The organism is Robiginitalea myxolifaciens, assembly GCF_900115205.1.
Taxonomy (GTDB): Bacteria; Bacteroidota; Bacteroidia; order Flavobacteriales; family Flavobacteriaceae; genus Robiginitalea; species Robiginitalea myxolifaciens.
This window is the reverse complement of the sequence record NZ_FOYQ01000001.1, coordinates 1,419,191-1,435,049: the sequence shown is the minus strand read 5'-3', so window position 1 is coordinate 1,435,049 and position 15,859 is coordinate 1,419,191. Positions and strand designations below refer to the sequence as shown.

17 protein-coding genes are annotated in these 15,859 nt (G+C 50.2%); 10 read left to right on the top strand and 7 right to left on the bottom strand.

Going from position 1 to position 15,859, the window contains the following annotated elements; all coding sequences use genetic code 11:
- Window positions 1-6: 6 nt before the first annotated feature.
- The 7 genes from BM318_RS06295 (at window position 7) to pheS (ending at window position 7,945) form a co-directional block, all read left to right on the top strand.
- A complete protein-coding gene (locus BM318_RS06295) occupies window positions 7-1,056 on the top strand; it encodes a vWA domain-containing protein (protein WP_092981568.1) in 1,050 nt (349 codons plus the stop codon).
- A complete protein-coding gene (locus BM318_RS06290) occupies window positions 1,057-1,953 on the top strand; it encodes a tetratricopeptide repeat protein (protein ID WP_092981566.1) in 897 nt (298 codons plus the stop codon).
- On the top strand, window positions 1,954-3,735 hold the full coding sequence (locus BM318_RS06285; protein WP_092981565.1) for a BatD family protein: 1,782 nt from the start codon (window positions 1,954-1,956) through the stop codon (window positions 3,733-3,735).
- 1 nt (window position 3,736) lies between these two features.
- Window positions 3,737-4,507 (top strand): tetratricopeptide repeat protein, encoded by a 771-nt coding sequence (locus tag BM318_RS06280; RefSeq protein WP_092981563.1) that lies wholly within the window; start codon window positions 3,737-3,739, stop codon window positions 4,505-4,507.
- Window positions 4,508-4,602: 95 nt separating this feature from the next.
- Entirely contained in the window at window positions 4,603-6,186 is a 1,584-nt protein-coding gene (locus tag BM318_RS06275; protein ID WP_092981562.1) for a SulP family inorganic anion transporter, read from the top strand.
- Between the two features lie 11 nt (window positions 6,187-6,197).
- On the top strand, window positions 6,198-6,827 hold the full coding sequence (locus BM318_RS06270) for a carbonic anhydrase family protein (protein WP_092981560.1): 630 nt from the start codon (window positions 6,198-6,200) through the stop codon (window positions 6,825-6,827).
- A 98-nt stretch (window positions 6,828-6,925) separates the two neighbouring features.
- Window positions 6,926-7,945, top strand: a complete 1,020-nt coding sequence (pheS, locus tag BM318_RS06265) for a phenylalanine--tRNA ligase subunit alpha (protein ID WP_092981558.1) — start codon at window positions 6,926-6,928, stop codon at window positions 7,943-7,945.
- 2 nt (window positions 7,946-7,947) lie between these two features.
- Here the strand turns inward: pheS and BM318_RS06260 are convergent, their stop codons facing one another.
- Both BM318_RS06260 and BM318_RS06255 read right to left on the bottom strand, forming a co-directional pair.
- Window positions 7,948-8,493 carry a YciI family protein gene (locus BM318_RS06260; RefSeq protein ID WP_092981557.1) on the bottom strand — a complete coding sequence of 182 codons (546 nt, stop codon included), beginning with the start codon at window positions 8,491-8,493 and terminating at the stop codon, window positions 7,948-7,950.
- Window positions 8,481-8,957 carry a CYTH domain-containing protein gene (locus tag BM318_RS06255; protein WP_092981555.1) on the bottom strand — a complete coding sequence of 159 codons (477 nt, stop codon included), beginning with the start codon at window positions 8,955-8,957 and terminating at the stop codon, window positions 8,481-8,483. The genes BM318_RS06260 and BM318_RS06255 overlap by 13 nt, the downstream gene beginning before the upstream one ends.
- A gap of 51 nt (window positions 8,958-9,008) precedes the next feature.
- Between BM318_RS06255 and dinB the strand changes: the two genes are divergently transcribed.
- Window positions 9,009-10,103, top strand: coding sequence for a DNA polymerase IV (gene dinB / locus BM318_RS06250; protein ID WP_092981554.1), 1,095 nt, complete (start codon window positions 9,009-9,011; stop codon window positions 10,101-10,103).
- Between the two features lie 29 nt (window positions 10,104-10,132).
- Here dinB and pyk read toward each other — a convergent pair whose 3' ends face one another.
- The 5 genes from pyk to BM318_RS06225 form a co-directional block, all read right to left on the bottom strand.
- Complete coding sequence (pyk, locus tag BM318_RS06245) at window positions 10,133-11,575, bottom strand: pyruvate kinase (RefSeq protein WP_092981553.1); 1,443 nt, start codon at window positions 11,573-11,575, stop codon at window positions 10,133-10,135.
- Window positions 11,576-11,581: 6 nt separating this feature from the next.
- A complete protein-coding gene (locus tag BM318_RS06240; RefSeq protein ID WP_092981551.1) occupies window positions 11,582-12,043 on the bottom strand; it encodes an IPExxxVDY family protein in 462 nt (153 codons plus the stop codon).
- Between the two features lie 84 nt (window positions 12,044-12,127).
- On the bottom strand, window positions 12,128-12,862 hold the full coding sequence (gene rnc, locus BM318_RS06235; protein ID WP_092981550.1) for a ribonuclease III: 735 nt from the start codon (window positions 12,860-12,862) through the stop codon (window positions 12,128-12,130).
- 8 nt (window positions 12,863-12,870) lie between these two features.
- Window positions 12,871-14,121: a beta-ketoacyl-ACP synthase II gene (gene fabF, locus BM318_RS06230; RefSeq protein WP_092981548.1), complete on the bottom strand. Its 1,251-nt coding sequence runs from the start codon at window positions 14,119-14,121 to the stop codon at window positions 12,871-12,873.
- A gap of 114 nt (window positions 14,122-14,235) precedes the next feature.
- Window positions 14,236-14,469, bottom strand: coding sequence for an acyl carrier protein (locus tag BM318_RS06225; RefSeq protein ID WP_009778413.1), 234 nt, complete (start codon window positions 14,467-14,469; stop codon window positions 14,236-14,238).
- Between the two features lie 146 nt (window positions 14,470-14,615).
- On the opposite strand from BM318_RS06225, the gene purN reads away from it, so the two are divergent.
- Together purN and BM318_RS06215 are read left to right on the top strand one after the other, a co-directional pair.
- Entirely contained in the window at window positions 14,616-15,209 is a 594-nt protein-coding gene (gene purN / locus BM318_RS06220; protein WP_092981547.1) for a phosphoribosylglycinamide formyltransferase, read from the top strand.
- Window positions 15,193-15,828 (top strand): ribonuclease H1 domain-containing protein, encoded by a 636-nt coding sequence (locus BM318_RS06215; RefSeq protein WP_092981546.1) that lies wholly within the window; start codon window positions 15,193-15,195, stop codon window positions 15,826-15,828. The genes purN and BM318_RS06215 overlap by 17 nt, the downstream gene beginning before the upstream one ends.
- The last annotated feature ends 31 nt before the right edge of the window (window positions 15,829-15,859 follow it).

Below are 15,859 nucleotides of genomic sequence, written 5' to 3'. Positions count from 1 at the left end.
TGGAACATGATTCAACTGGACGAAAAAATATATTTCTATCTGCTGGCGGTTATCCCGCTGATCATCCTCATGTTCGTGGGGTATCAGTTGTGGAAACGACGTGTTCAGCGACGCTTTGCCGACCCGGCCCTGCTCGACAGGCTGGCGCCGGATCGTTCCCGTTTCAAACCGGCACTAAAGCTAATTTTGTATGTGGCTGCCCTGTTCTTTTTGATTATTGGTCTGGTAAATCCAAAAATGGGCACGAAACTGGAAACCGTGAAGCGGGAAGGCGTGGATATCGTGTTTGCTGTCGATGTTTCCAAGAGCATGCTGGCCGAAGATATCGCTCCCAACCGACTGGAGAAAGCTAAGCGGCTGGTGAGCGAGATTATCAACGAACTCACCGCGGATAGGATCGGAATCATTGCCTACGCAGCGCAGGCCTACCCGCAACTGCCCATTACCACGGACTATGGTGCCGCCAAGATGTTCCTGCAAAGTATGAACACCGATATGCTTTCCTCCCAGGGAACTGCCATCGGAGAAGCCATAGAGCTTGCCACTGAATATTTCGATGATGAATTTCAGACCAACCGGGTATTGGTCATCATCTCCGATGGGGAAGACCATAGCGAAGGTGCGGTAACCGATGCTGTAGATCTGGCACGGGAAAAGGGCATCCGGGTATTTACGATAGGCGTGGGACAAACCAAAGGTGCGCCCATCCCGATCAAGCGCAACGGGGTCCTGGAGAGCCTGAAGAAAGACATGCAGGGGGAAGTGGTGATTACCAAGCTCAACCCGGATATCCTGGAAGAAATCGCCAGTGACGGAGATGGAGCCTACATAGATGGCGCGAACACGGCCGGTGCTGTGGCTGCCTTTTCAGAGATTCTGGATCGAATGGACCGCACCGAATTCGAAGCCCAGCAATTCGCCGATTTCAAAGATCAGTTTCAGTGGTTTCTCGCGGCTGCGCTGATCTTGTTATTTTTGGACCTTTTCGTTTTGGAGCGCAAAACGGCATGGCTCAGGCGCCTGGATTTATTTGACGAACGAAAAAATGCAGCATAGATGAAGCAGTTGATCCTCATTTTTGTATTTGGTTTTTCCCTCCTGGCCCACGCTCAGGAAGGCGGGGACCCCGCGCGCTCGAATTCCGGGAACCCTTCAGCAGAACAAGTACCAAATCCCGAGGCTATTCGAAGCTCCCAGGCCCTGACTGCGGAAGCCAATGAAGATCTGGCCGATAGCGATTTTGTTCAGGCCGAAGCCAAATTTCGCAGGGCGATCGCTAAAAGCGAAGCCAACAGTGCGGCTCCATACAACCTGGGGAATGCCTATTACACCGATGGAAGTTACGGCGAAGCTTTTGGACGCTACAAGGAAGCCGGAGACCGTGCCGGAGCCAAGGGCGACAAACACAAGGCCTATCACAATATGGGGAATGTCTACATGCAGCAAAAACAATATCAGAACGCTGTAGAGGCGTACAAAGAATCCCTTCGCAACGATCCCACAGACGAAGAAACCCGCTACAACCTGGCCCTCGCCAAGGAAATGCTCAAGAAAGAGCAGGAGGAGCAAAAACAGGACGACGGGGGTGAAAATGAGCAGGAGCAACAAGACCAGGATCAACAGGATCAACAAGACTCCGGAGATGAAGATGACGCTGAGGATAAGGAGAACCAGGAAGGGGATAATGGCGAATCCGATAAAGCTCAGGAAGGGGAATCGGAAGATGATATGAAGAAGGAGGAAGAAGAGAAAAAAAGCCAGAACCAGGACGAAAAGCAAGACTCCAAGGACCAGCCCAAACCTTCGGACCAGCAACCCAGGCCCAACCAGCTTTCCAAAGAGCAAATTGCAAATTTGTTGCAGGCCATGGAAAATGAAGAGAAGAAAGTAAAAGAAAAAATAGACGCCCAAAAAATTAAAGGCGGTCCACCGACTACTGAAAAGGACTGGTAAATGATTCGCAAACTGTTTCATATCTGGATTTACGCTCTCCTGTGTTTTACAGGGCCGTTATGGGCCCAGGAGGAACAGGAGGAGGTAAGCTTTGAGTTGAAGCTCAGCAAGGAGAAACTCGGGGTAAACGAGAAGCTGCGCGTGGATTTTAGCATGAACCAGGATGGGGATAATTTCATTCCCCCTGATTTCAATGGATTCCGGATAGTAATGGGCCCCACCCAGGCGGTGAGTTCTACCTTCGCCAACCGAAAGCGGTATTATTCCAAAACCTATTCCTATATCCTGGCTCCTGAATCTAAAGGGACTTTTACCATCGGACAGGGAACCATCGTTATCGCCGGGAATACCTATAAAACCATCCCTAAGAAAGTAGTGGTTACCGACGCGGTGGATACCCCGAACGCTCCACCTACCGTTGCAGATATAGCCGATGAAAATCTTCACCTGGTTGCCGAAGTCTCTGATACCAATCCCTATCTGAACGAACCCATCAGTGTGGTCTACAAGTTGTATTTCCGCAATTCGCTGGTGGTAACCAACTTCGATTTTCTCGATAATCCCAAGTATAACAACTTTTGGAACCAGGAAATCCCGTTCAGCAAATACCGTATTGAAAACGGGATGTATCAGGGGCAGCCGGCATATTTCATCGTAATCAAGCGCATGGTACTTTACCCCCAGAAAAGTGGGGAACTCGAGATCGAGCCTATGGTGTTGAAGGTTAATCTTGAGGTACCTACCGAACGGCGCAACTTCTTTGGGGAACGCCTCTATGCGAGCACAGAAAAGACGGTTTCAGCAGGGAAACGCCTCATTCAGGCCAAGCCCCTGCCCGAAGAAGGGAAGCCGGAAGACTTCAGCGGAGCTGTGGGAGATTTTGAGTTCACCGTAGACGTTAGCCGCCGGATCCTCAACGCTTCCGAATCCCTTCAGGCGAAGGTTCGGGTAAAGGGATCGGGAAATCTCAAACTGTTCGAATTGCCCAAGCTCAACCTCCCAAGCGCTTTGGAAGTCTATGAACCCGAATTTGAGGAAGAGGTCCGGACAACGCTTTCGGGCATGCGTGGGGAAGTCAGTGAAAATTATACCATCGTGCCGAGCTACCGGGGGAAGTATCCCATTCCGGAAATCAGCTTTAGTTATTTTAATCCGAGAACCCAGCGATATGAAAGGCGCTCCTCCAATGAGCTGACTATTGAAGTCGCCGAGGGACCCACCGCAGTACCTACCCCGGGAACACCTCCTGCGGTAAGCACCCGGACACCAGTGGTGAGCTCGGATCAGTTTCACTTTATCAAGTTGCGGCCTAATCTGGAACCCAGGGCCTGGACCCCGTTCTTCGGGACAAGTACCCACTGGATTTCCTGGCTGGGACCCCTGGCGCTGATTCCACTTTTCCTCCTGGTCAGAAAAAGACGGGAGAAATCACAGCAAGATGTGGAGGGCAACAAGATCCGGAGAGCCAACCGCCTGGCGCGCAAATACCTTTCTGCCGCACGCAAAACCCTGGGAGACAAAGAGGCCTTTTACGTGGCTTTGGAAAAGGCGCTTCACAATTACCTGAAAGCCCGCCTTAAAATTGAAACCTCGGAATTCAGCAAAGACAAAATCCGGGAATTGCTCAGTAGTCGCGGAGCCGATGATGCCGTTATCGGCGAATTCCTCGGGCTTTTGGAGAACTGTGAGATGGCCCGGTACAGCCCCTTTTCCAGGGTGCAAATGGAACAGGATTACGAAACGGCCAGCCAGGTCATTAATGCCCTTGATAAAAATCTGTAGCATGCGTAACCTCCTCTTCATAGCGCTCCTTATATGCCTGGTTGTTCCGGACTCCCTACGGGCAAGTCAGGGGGACAGTAATTTTGAAAAGGCTACGGAAGCCTACAATTCCGGATCCTATCAGGAAGCGCTCGGGTACTATGAAGAGATTCTGAAATCCGGAAAACATTCCGCTGCCCTATATTTTAATATGGGGAATGCCCACTACAAGCTCGGCGATATCGCCCCGAGTATCTACTACTTCGAAAAGGCCCTTTTATTGGATCCTGCAGATCAGGAAATCAAATCCAACCTGGCCTTTGCCCAAAATATGACCGTCGATGCCATACAACCCATTCCGGAGACCGAAATTGGGCGCGCCTTCCGAGGACTGATCGGTAGTCTTAGCATGGATCAGTGGGCAATTGTCGGAATTGTCCTGATGTCGCTATTTGTAATCGCATACCTGCTATACTTTGGTCTGTCCCAGCCCAACCTGAAACGCATTTCGCTTATCGCAGGATTTTTTATGCTGGTCCTCTCCCTGTTGAGTACTGCAGCGGCCTACCTGAGTTACAATGCCTACCTTCAGGACCAGCCCGCGATTATCTTTAGCGAAGTGGTAACCGTCCGCGCAGAACCCAATGATAACGCCTCGGAAGCCTTCCTCCTCCATGAAGGCACCAAAGTGCAGGTGCTCGATTCCCTGACCACCTGGAAAAAAATTGAACTGGCCGATGGTCAAACCGGCTGGATGCCTGCCGAAGGGCTTCGGCAATTGAAGGATTTTTAGCACTTCTTGCGAAGTATTCAGGACTCCTGCCGGGTAATCTTTGTATATTACCTCTTTATTTAAGTCTTAGCCACCTACAACCTAATACCAACTTTATGTTCGCATCGCTTCGGCGGGACCTCCCCGCAAGTATCGTAGTCTTTTTTGTAGCGATCCCGCTCTGTCTCGGGATTGCCCTGGCCAGTGGAGCCCCATTGTTTTCCGGCTTGATTGCAGGGATTATCGGGGGGATTGTCGTAGGCTCATTAAGCGGATCCGAGATCGGAGTTAGCGGACCGGCCGCAGGTCTGGCTGCCATTGTGCTCAGTGCTATTGGAGCCCTGGGTGGCTGGGAGAATTTCTTGGTTGCCGTTGTGCTCGGAGGGGCCATTCAAATTTTGTTCGGTGTCCTGAAAGCCGGAATTATCGGGTATTATTTCCCGTCTTCTGTGATTAAGGGGATGCTTACCGGAATTGGTATCATCATTATCCTGAAACAGATCCCGCACTTCTTCGGATACGATGCAGATCCGGAAGGAGATTTTGCCTTCTCCCAGGTCGATGGCGAAAATACGTTTTCGGAGCTTTTTAATATTGTAGATAACATTTCCCCCGGGGCAACCCTGATTGCCCTGATAGCGATGGCGATCCTGATCCTCTGGGAAAAGGTGCTTTCCAAGAAAGCTAAGATTTTTCAACTCATCCAGGGACCCTTGGTTGCTGTTGTAACCGGAATTATTTTTTACGTACTGACGCGTTCCCACGAAACCCTGGCGATCGCTACAGAACACCTGGTTAGCGTACCAGTTCCTGAAGATGCTGCCTCCTTTTTCGGGCAATTCCAGTTCCCGAATTTCGGGGTAATTACCAACCCCGCCATTTGGGTTACCGCATTTACCATTGCGCTGGTGGCCAGTCTGGAAACCCTGCTCTGTGTTGAGGCGACCGATAAATTAGATCCGGAGAAACGGGTAACCCCGACCAACCGGGAATTGTTGGCCCAGGGTACTGGGAATATATTGTCCGGCCTGATCGGCGGGCTCCCAATAACCCAGGTAATTGTCCGCAGTTCGGCGAACATCCAGTCGGGTGGAAAAACAAAAGCCTCTGCGATCATTCACGGAATCTTCCTGTTGCTTTCCGTAATGCTGATTCCCACCTTGCTGAATCTCATTCCGCTCTCTGTTCTGGCCGCTATACTGTTTCTGGTAGGCTATAAACTGGCCAAGCCCCAGCTATTCAAAGAAATGTACCACAAGGGCTGGAAGCAATGGGTGCCTTTCGTGGTAACCGTTGTTGGAATTGTCTTTACAGACTTACTCATCGGTATAGGCCTTGGGTTGGCTGTTGGAATCGTGGTAATCCTGATCAAGAGTTACCAGAATTCCCACTTCCTGCACATTAAAACCCCGGACTCCGGCGGACACCATTTGCAGATGACCCTGGCCGAAGAAGTAACTTTCTTTAACAAGGGTGCCATCCTGAAGGAATTGGATGCCATTCCGGAAGATTCTTTCCTGGAATTGGATGTGCGCAAAACACGGTATCTGGATAATGACATCATTGAAATCCTGGAAGACTTTGCCTTTAAAGCGAAAAATCGCAATATTAATATCAAGTTGATCTCCGAGCGGGGGACTGTAGAGAATCCGCCGAGTTATATCGAATTCTTCAAGCTGGAGAAACCCCCTAAAACCTAAAATAAACATCCATGATTGCACATACTAAAGAGTCCCAGGACCAGATTAGCCCTTCAGGCGCCATTGCCCTGCTTCAAGAGGGCAACCAGAGATTTGTACAACGTAAACTGGCAGATCGCGATCTGCTCGAACAGGTTAAGCAAACTGCCGATGGACAGTACCCTTTTGCAACTATCCTGAGTTGTATCGATTCCCGGGTAAGCGCAGAGTTGGTCTTTGATCAGGGGGTTGGGGATATTTTCAGCGCCCGGGTGGCCGGGAATATCGTCAATGAAGATGTCCTGGGTAGTATGGAATTTGCCTGCAAACTTGCCGGCACCAAGGTGGTGGTGGTTTTGGGGCACACGGCCTGCGGTGCTGTAAAAGGTGCCTGCGACGATGCCCGCCTGGGAAATCTCACGGCCCTGGTATCCAAAATCAAACCGGCCGTCCATGCCGTTAAGGAACCCGAAGATGAAGCGCTGCGAAATTCTAAAAATGCTTCTTTTGTCGATACGGTAGCCGAAACCAATGTCCGCCTTACCCTCGACAACATCCGGAAACAAAGTGCCGTCCTCAAAGAAATGGAGGATAACGGAGAAATCAGTATTGTCGGAGCCATGTACGATATCGCTACAGGCAAGGTCTCCTTCATGGCCTGATCCGTACCCTGCGGACAAGCTGCACTTTCGCTGTTGCGGTTTAAAGAAATGTTTACCTTTGTCGCTGCCTTGAAAAGAGGCCAGATGCCTGGGAAGCTATGATTGAGCAATTACAGCAACACATAAAAGAGGTAGAAGCCTTTACCGCCAAAACGGAAGCCGAAATTGAGGAGTTCCGCATCAAGTATTTGGGTAAAAAGGGTGTCCTGACCACATTCTTTGCGGAGTTAAAGAATGTACCCCCTGCCGAAAAAAAGGAATTCGGGCAAACGGTAAACGCACTGAAACAGGCAGCAACCGAGAAAGTAGCCGCTCTGAAGGCTACTGCTGGTTCGTCTAAGGCCAGGCAAACCCAATACGGGGATTTAACGCGCCCCGGTGAGCCGCTACCTCTGGGATCTGCCCATCCAATATCCATTGTTCGCTCCCGAATCATCGATATCTTTTCCCGAATTGGTTTTACCGTTTCCGAAGGACCTGAAATCGAAGACGACTGGCATAATTTTACGGCACTGAACCTTCCGGAATACCATCCGGCCCGGGACATGCAGGATACGTTCTTCCTGCAAACCGACCCGGATATCCTGCTGCGTACCCATACCTCTTCTGTACAGGTCCGCTACATGGAAAACCACAAACCGCCCATCCGGACCATTTCTCCCGGACGCGTGTACCGAAATGAGGCCATATCGGCGCGTTCCCATTGTTTTTTCCATCAGGTGGAGGGCCTTTACATCGATAAGGGGGTTTCCTTCGCAGATTTAAAACAGACCCTGCAGTATTTTACCCAGGCGTTGTTTGGCAAGTCCCGTATTCGCCTTCGGCCTTCCTACTTTCCCTTTACCGAACCCAGTGCAGAAGTCGATGTTTACTGGGGTCTGGAAACTGAAACGGATTATAAGATGACCAAGGGAACCGGATGGCTCGAAATCATGGGCTGTGGGATGGTCGATCCCAATGTCCTGGACAATTGCGGGATCGATTCCAAAACCTACTCCGGCTATGCCTTTGGGATGGGGATAGATCGTATTGCCCTCCTACTTTATCAAATTCCGGATATTCGTCTGCTGAGTGAAAACGATATGCGTTTCCTCAAGCAATTCAAGAGCGCGCCCTAGACTCAGCGCAAGGGAAAGCCTTTAGCAGCCCACCAGGGGTGTACTTCAATTACCAAACGCCCGGCCTTAACCATAGGGTCGGCATTGGCAAGACTATCCGCCATGGCCAGGGTAGGTACATTGTAAATCGTTATTCCCCGGATATCGCCATCATCCCCGAAGGGCCCTGAAATGTCGGCGTAGCCGAGCTCATACATTTTCGAAAGGTGATCCATATGGAGGATCTGGAGGCTATCTGCTTCCGCATCGGTTTGGGAGCGGGACGGCCCGCGTTTTAAAAAAGCGATATAATACTGTTGCATCAAGACGGTATCCCCGCTGGCTTCATCGATATAATCAAAGATTTCAAAGCCTTCCGACTTTAACCGTGCGCTAAGGGCGGCATAAGATTCCCCCGTGGTGCTGACGCCATCCTGCTTGCCCAGCTGTTGATCCACAACTTCAGCTTCAGATTGAGGATCAGCATTGGTTTCTGTGGCCTGCTGCCCGCAACTGCCCAGCAGGAGCAGGATTGCAACAGCTCCGATCAGTACTTTTATTTGTTCCATGTGGTATACGGTTTTATGCTTAATTGCGAATTGTAATAGGCCGGATCGCCGGTAACTTCCTCATCGATCCAATCCGGTAAGGCTACCTCCTGGGCTTCACTGGAAAGCTCCACTTCCGCCAGGACCAGGCCCTCATTCTGATCGTGGAATTCATCGACCTCGAAGTCCAACCCCTCAAAAGGTACCCGATAGCGGGTTTTGTGGATAGCCCCTGGCAGGCAAATTTCCAGCAAGGTCTCGGCCTCTTCTCCCGAAATGGGAAACTCCCACTCCCGCCGTGTTGTTCCGCCTGCCTCAGTAATTCCTTTGATAGTCAGCCAACCCCGATCGTCTATCTTCCGAACGCGAACCGTTCGCTCCGGGTCAGTACTCAGGAAGGCCTGTACCATTTCCAGGGTGTGGGAGGCCATAGATTTGAAGGCTTCCCCCCGGACCAAAAATTTACGTTCAATTTCCAGATGCATCGATGGAATTAAATAAACTGGTCTTGAGTTCAATATACCGTAATTTTGGGTATGGCTGAGGAAAGTCGCAAGATAATCCATGTAGATATGGACGCCTTCTACGCCTCCGTAGAACAATTGGATAATCCCGAACTGAAAGGGAAACCACTGGCCGTGGGCGGTGGGGGCGCCCGTGGGGTGGTCGCTGCTGCGAGTTATGAAGCGCGCAAATTCGGGGTCCATTCCGCTATGAGCGGTCAACTGGCTCGTAAGAAGTGTCCTGAGCTCATCTTTGTAAGTCCCCGATTCAACCGGTACCGCGAGATTTCTCATAGCATCCGGGAGATCTTCTTTGAATATACCGACCTGGTAGAACCCCTCTCCCTCGATGAAGCCTATCTCGATGTTAGCCAGAATAAAACCGGGATGCCCTCGGCTACCCTGCTCGCCCGGGAAATCCGGCAACGGATCCTGAAAACCACCGGGCTTACCGCGTCGGCGGGAATCTCTGTAAATAAGTTCCTGGCTAAGATTGCCAGTGATGTAAACAAACCCAACGGGCAAAAGACAATTCCTCCTGAAGAAGTCCATGATTTCCTAATGCAACTGGAAGTCCGGAAATTTTTCGGTGTTGGCAAGGTTACCGCTGAGAAAATGTACCGCCTGGGCATCTTTACCGGGGCCGATCTCCACAGTAAGGACGAGGACTTTCTAACTACCCATTTCGGGAATAGCGGGGCACACTACTATAAGGTGGTGCGGGGAATCCACAACAGCCCGGTTCAACCCAGCCGTATTCCCAAGTCTATTGGGGCGGAACGCACCTTCCGGGAGAATCTGAGCAGCGAAATTTTTATGTTGGAAAAACTCGAGGGTATTGCGGAGGAGCTGGAAAAACGCCTGGGATCGAAGGACCGGGCCGGAAAGACGATTACGCTCAAGATCAAATACTCGGATTTTCAATTGCAGACCCGCTCGCACACCGGGGGGCATTTTGTGTCGAAAAAAGCAGAGATTCTGGCCATTGCACGGGAACTGCTATACCAACAACCCCTCCGGGAATCGGTTCGGCTGCTGGGAATCTCACTCTCCAATCTCAATACGGAGCAAGACTCGTCTGCCCCTGCAGCGGAAGATGTCTCCGTGCAACTGCGCTTCGACTTTTAACCTTAAGTCGTTGCGGAATACTGCCTTTATCAGACCGGGCAGGATTCGATTTCGGTAACCCTCAGGGTATTGACCATCCCCTTATCCTTGATGGGCATTGCCGCCAGGCTAATAAGCATGTCTCCTACATCGAGAAATCCTTTTTTACAGGCAATGGCATTCACATCTTCGATGGTTTCATCCGTAGAGACAAAGCGGTCGTAATAAAATGCCTTTACCCCCCACAAGAGGTTGAGCTGGGAAAGGATAGCCTTGTTCGAAGTAAATACCAGGATGTGTGCGCTTGGGCGCCAGGCAGAAATCTGGAAAGCGGTGTACCCGCTATTAGTCAGGGTCGAAATGGCTTTGGCCCCAATTTCATTGGCCATTAAGGCTGCGTGATAACAAACCGATTTGGTTATGTAGCGGACGGTTCGGATCTGCGGTGGATCATGAGGCACCTTAATGAGCTCGGATCCCTCTACGCTTTTAAGAATACTGGTCATTTTTTCAATAACCTGCACCGGGTAGTTCCCCACAGAGGTTTCTCCGGAAAGCATCACGGCATCGGCCCCATCCATTACGGAGTTAGCCACATCATTGACCTCGGCGCGTGTCGGGGTCAGGGAGGTAATCATCGTTTCCATCATTTGGGTTGCGATGATGACCGGAATCCGCGCTTTCTTGGCCCGGATAACCAGGCGCTTCTGTATCAAGGGCACTTCCTGGGCAGGAACCTCGACTCCGAGGTCGCCCCGGGCAACCATAAGTCCGTCGCAATAGGCTACGATTTTGTCGATGTTTTCAACCGCTTCGGGCTTCTCTATTTTGGCAATAATCGGAATCTTGTGTTCCGCATGCTCCTCGATGAGTTTTTGCAGGTCCATCAGGTCCTCGCTATGCCTTACGAATGACAACGCCATCCAGTCTACCTTAAGGGAACAGGCAAAAATGGCATCCTTGACATCTTTTTCGGTCAGCGCCGGCAAGGAGATATTGGTGTTGGGCAGGTTAACCCCTTTCTTGGATTTCAACGGGCCTCCCTGAACTACTTTAGCAACTACCTTTTCCTTTTTGTCGGTGGATTCAATCTCAAAAATGAGCTTCCCATCGTCCAGTAATACGCGTTCTCCGGGTTTTACATCCTGGGGGAAACTTTCGTAATTCATGTAGACCTCTTCGGCATTTCCTTCAAAAGGCTTCCCGGTACGGAACGTTATGGTATCTCCCGGCGAAACAACCACCTCCCCGGACATTACCCCTACCCGGAGTTTTGGCCCCTGAAGGTCGGCCAGAATTGCCGTATACAACCCGAGTTCTTCGCTCAGGGCGCGAATCATTTCGACTCGCTCCCGGACATCGTCGTAATTGGCATGGGAAAAATTGATCCGGAATACGTCAACACCGGCCAGGATCATGGCTTTTAGCGTCTCTTTATCACTGGTCGCTGGCCCTAAGGTGGCAACGATCTTGGTCTTTTTCTGGTTTGGCATGTGCTGCTATAGAATTAGATTTAGTTTGGACTTAAGCCCGTCGGGCTCAAGGGCATAGGCAGTCGTCAATTGGGGCAGGGATCGGAGGCTTTCGTGTACCTGGCTCTCAGAAACATCGCCCTCGATCTTCAGGAAGTAATCCACATTCTTACGCTCCGGGATCAGGTAGTGGCGCCTCGCTGCACCAGCTTCTGAAAATAACCCTCCGGTCTGCTGGGTTTCCAGGATATCGGCCCGATTTGCAAAGAGGGTCCACTCCCGCTGATTGACCTCATCATCCCAATGAAAGAACGGAAAGGCCACATCTGAGGCCAACTCCAAATCCTCCTTATACCTCGAAAGCCGTAAACCGCACCCGAGGTTCAGGTGATAGGCCAAGGCGTAATCCTCCAGATTACTATGTAAGGCGAACAAGGTAAAGGAAGTTTCCTCTAACAGGTCCTCCCATATCGAATGCGTTGTGCCCATTTGCCTCATTGACGAATCTCAAATATACAGGATATGACTGATTTCACCTAGAAGGGCGGCACTCAGGCCTTTATGAAATTGTAATTATTTGTCGATTTTTTCCTGGAGGGCGAAGTAAGCCCGCTTGGAAGCCTTCTCTTCGGCTTTCTTTTTGGAAGTGGCACGCGCCTTTGCCATCATCCTGCCGTCGATTCGCAATTTTACAGCAAAATGTTTGATCGGGTCGTTTCCACTGTCCTCATAAACCTCAAAATCGAATTCCTTTTTCTGCTTCTGGCACCATTCGATGACCAGGCTTTTATAACTGATCACCTGACCCTCGAGTTGTTCAATATCCACGTAAGGCTCAATAACCCGGCTATTGATGAACTTCTCGCAGTAGCTGTACCCGCGGTCCAGGTAAATGGCCCCAACCAGGGCCTCGAAGACATTGCCGTGGATGTTTTCCCCAAAATGTGTTTTGGGTATCCGGCTTTCCACATACTGCAACAGGCCCAGGTCCTTCCCCAGTTCATTGAGGTGCTTCCGGCTTACGATCTTGGAACGCATCTTGGTTAAATACCCTTCATCCCCTGCCGGTACCTCTTTAAAGAGGTGTTTTGAAATTATCGTGCCCAGCATGGAGTCTCCCAGGAATTCCAGGCGTTCATAATTCATCGGATTCCCTTTCTTGTCCTTCTTATTGGCCGATCGGTGCAGGAAAGCACGCTTGTATATATCGAGCTTGCGGGGCTTAAATCCGAGTATTCTGCTGATTCCCAAAAAAAAATCCCCATCCGCTTTGGAATGGGAATTAAAGATGTTTCCGGGAAACGTCATGCTATGAATCAGGATAGTTTCTTAAACAAAACACAGGCGTTGTGACCGCCGAAACCAAAGGTATTACTCATGGCTACATTTACCTCCCGGGCCTCCGCCTTATTGAGCGTCAGGTTCAGGGTGGGATCAATATTCTCGTCTACTACCGAGTGATTAATGGTCGGTGGCACCAGGCCGTGTTCCATGGCCAGGATAGAAGCAATGGCTTCAATAGCTCCCGCGGCCCCCAGTAAGTGACCGGTCATGGATTTGGTGGAATTGATATTGATGTTCGAAGCGTGTTTGCCGAAAACCTGTGAAATCGCTTTCAATTCGGCAACATCTCCCAAAGGCGTTGAGGTACCATGGGTATTGATGGCATCTACTTCTTCGGGAGCTACCCCGGCATCCCGAAGGCAGTTCTTCATTACTTGAACCACTCCGATTCCATCCGGATGGGGAGCGGTCATATGATAGGCATCGCTGGAGAGTCCCCCTCCCGCAACTTCTGCATATATCTTGGCTCCACGTGCCTTAGCATGTTCGTACTCTTCCAGGATCAGGGCTCCTGCCCCCTCTCCAAGTACAAAACCGTCGCGGGTAGCGTCGAAAGGCCTGGAGGCTGTCTCCGGGCTTTCATTTCGGGTGGAAAGCGCATGCATGGCATTAAACCCGCCCATTCCCGCTATCGTTACTGCCGCTTCACTTCCTCCTGTAACCACTACATCGCAGTGGCCCAATCGGATATAATTCAGCGCATCAATCAGGGCATTTGCTGAGCTTGCGCAGGCAGAAACGGTGGTATAGTTCGGTCCCATAAACCCGTGTTTGATGGAGATATTACCCGGGGCAATATCGGCGATCATTTTCGGGATAAAGAAGGGATTAAAGCGGGGAGTTCCATCTCCGGAGGCAAAGTTCAGGACTTCGGTCTGGAAGGTTTCCAAACCTCCGATCCCGGCTCCCCAGATTACCCCCACGCGAAACTTGTCTATGTGCTCAAGATCCAGGCCAGCATCGGCAATGGCTTCGTCTGAAGAAACCAGAGCATACTGGGCAAAACGGTCTAGTTTGCGAGCTTCCTTTCGGTCAAAAAAGTCATTGGGGTCGTAGCCCTTGAGTTCGCAGGCGAACTTGGTTTTGAACTTTTCGGTGTCAAAATAGGTAATGGGAGCGCATCCGCTGACGCCATTTTTAAGGCCTTCCCAATAGGCGTCCTTATTATTTCCGATAGGTGTCAGGGCTCCCAGTCCGGTAACCACTACTCGTTTTAACTCCATGAAGAGATTTCGTTTAGATGGCGCGTTAACCTAAGCGTAAATTAAAAAAAATTATCCATGCAGCCTGATCACCGCATGGATAATTGTTAATTCGTATGTGAGCGAAACATGTAGTTACTTGGCCTCCTCTATGTAGCTGATGGCCTGTCCTACAGTTGCAATGTTTTCTGCTTGATCGTCAGGGATCTGGATGTCGAATTCTTTTTCAAATTCCATGATCAACTCTACTGTGTCGAGGGAATCTGCACCCAGGTCGTTCGTAAAGCTAGCTTCAGCAACAACTTCATTCTCGTCTACACCGAGCTTGTCCACTATGATAGCCTTTACTCGTGATGCAATGTCTGACATATTGTTTGGTTTTAAAATTTAAATTGATGGCAAAAATAAGAAACTCTTGGATTAAATACAGAAAATCCCGCTAAAATGTACTCCAAATTACCCATATAAACAACAAGAATACTACTTTTAGTCCCGAATATACAGCCTTCCCGCCCATGTCCGATCCCATCAAAAACATTGTCCTATTTGCATCAGGATCAGGAAGTAATGTGGAAAATATTGCGGATTACTTCCGCGACAACAACCAGGTTCGAATCGCCGGAGTGCTCTGCAACAAAACCAATGCGGGTGTTATTGAGCGGTGCCACCGCCTGAAAATCCCCCTGTACTGCTTTAATCGGGAAGCCTTTAAGGAAGAATCCGGGCTACTTGCATTGCTTAAAGGTCTGAACCCCGACCTCCTTGTCCTTGCGGGCTTTCTCTGGAAAATACCCGAGCGTTTCGTCAGGGAATTTCCCAACCAAATAATCAATATTCATCCTGCCTTACTCCCTAAATACGGTGGCAAAGGCATGTATGGCGCCCACGTTCACCAGGCAGTTAGCGAGGCTGGAGACACGGCTACGGGCATTACCATCCACTGGGTTAATGCCGCTTATGATGAGGGTAATATCATTCGGCAGGAACATGTGAACATAAAGGCCGGGGAGGATCCCGACCGCATCGCAGCCAAGGTGCACGAGCTGGAATACACCTATTATCCGCAAGTTATTGCCGAATTATTGTTTAGCGATGGCCGTCAAGAATAAATACTACACCATCTGGAACGGCGACAAGCCTGGCATTTATACCGGTTGGGAAAACTGCAAAAAACAAATAAAAGGCATCAAAGGGGCCCAGTACATGGGTTTCCCCACGCGGGCTGCCGCCCAAGAGGCACTTGATAAAGGATACAAAGCTGCCCTTGCTGCGCGCAAGAAGGCAAAAAAACCCAACCCTGCAGACTTAAAAAAATACGGCCAGCCCAATATGAACTCCATTGCTGTGGATGCCGCCTCCAGCGGGAATCCTGGCAAAATGGAATATCAGGGTGTGGTAACCGGAACGGGAAAAAGGCTTTTTCATCAGGGGCCATTTGAAGAAGGAACGAACAACATTGGTGAATTTCTTGCCATTGTCCACGGCCTGGCCTTCCTCCAGCAACATAAAAGCGATCGGCTAATTTATACCGATTCGCGTACGGCAATGAGTTGGGTACGTAAAAAACACTGCAATACCAAACTGGAACGCAGCGAACAGAATGCCCCGCTTTTTGAACTTATCACAAGGGCCGAGACCTGGCTCAAGACCAATACCTACCCCAACAAAATAGTCAAGTGGGAGACCAAAGCCTGGGGAGAAATCCCGGCAGATTTCGGACGGAAATGATCCCATTGTAAAAGCGTATATTTGCAGCAAA

Bases quoted from the DNA above. Each gene is read 5' to 3' on its own strand.
- BM318_RS06295 (WP_092981568.1), top strand. From the start codon at position 7: ATGATTCAACTGGACGAAAAAATATATTTCTATCTGCTGGCGGTTATC.
- BM318_RS06290 (WP_092981566.1), top strand. From the start codon at position 1,057: ATGAAGCAGTTGATCCTCATTTTTGTATTTGGTTTTTCCCTCCTGGCC.
- BM318_RS06285 (WP_092981565.1), top strand. From the start codon at position 1,954: ATGATTCGCAAACTGTTTCATATCTGGATTTACGCTCTCCTGTGTTTT.
- BM318_RS06280 (WP_092981563.1), top strand. From the start codon at position 3,737: ATGCGTAACCTCCTCTTCATAGCGCTCCTTATATGCCTGGTTGTTCCG.
- BM318_RS06275 (WP_092981562.1), top strand. From the start codon at position 4,603: ATGTTCGCATCGCTTCGGCGGGACCTCCCCGCAAGTATCGTAGTCTTT.
- BM318_RS06270 (WP_092981560.1), top strand. From the start codon at position 6,198: ATGATTGCACATACTAAAGAGTCCCAGGACCAGATTAGCCCTTCAGGC.
- pheS (WP_092981558.1), top strand. From the start codon at position 6,926: ATGATTGAGCAATTACAGCAACACATAAAAGAGGTAGAAGCCTTTACC.
- BM318_RS06260 (WP_092981557.1), bottom strand. From the start codon at position 8,493: ATGGAACAAATAAAAGTACTGATCGGAGCTGTTGCAATCCTGCTCCTG.
- BM318_RS06255 (WP_092981555.1), bottom strand. From the start codon at position 8,957: ATGCATCTGGAAATTGAACGTAAATTTTTGGTCCGGGGGGAAGCCTTC.
- dinB (WP_092981554.1), top strand. From the start codon at position 9,009: ATGGCTGAGGAAAGTCGCAAGATAATCCATGTAGATATGGACGCCTTC.
- pyk (WP_092981553.1), bottom strand. From the start codon at position 11,575: ATGCCAAACCAGAAAAAGACCAAGATCGTTGCCACCTTAGGGCCAGCG.
- BM318_RS06240 (WP_092981551.1), bottom strand. From the start codon at position 12,043: ATGGGCACAACGCATTCGATATGGGAGGACCTGTTAGAGGAAACTTCC.
- rnc (WP_092981550.1), bottom strand. From the start codon at position 12,862: ATGACGTTTCCCGGAAACATCTTTAATTCCCATTCCAAAGCGGATGGG.
- fabF (WP_092981548.1), bottom strand. From the start codon at position 14,121: ATGGAGTTAAAACGAGTAGTGGTTACCGGACTGGGAGCCCTGACACCT.
- BM318_RS06225 (WP_009778413.1), bottom strand. From the start codon at position 14,469: ATGTCAGACATTGCATCACGAGTAAAGGCTATCATAGTGGACAAGCTC.
- purN (WP_092981547.1), top strand. From the start codon at position 14,616: ATGTCCGATCCCATCAAAAACATTGTCCTATTTGCATCAGGATCAGGA.
- BM318_RS06215 (WP_092981546.1), top strand. From the start codon at position 15,193: ATGGCCGTCAAGAATAAATACTACACCATCTGGAACGGCGACAAGCCT.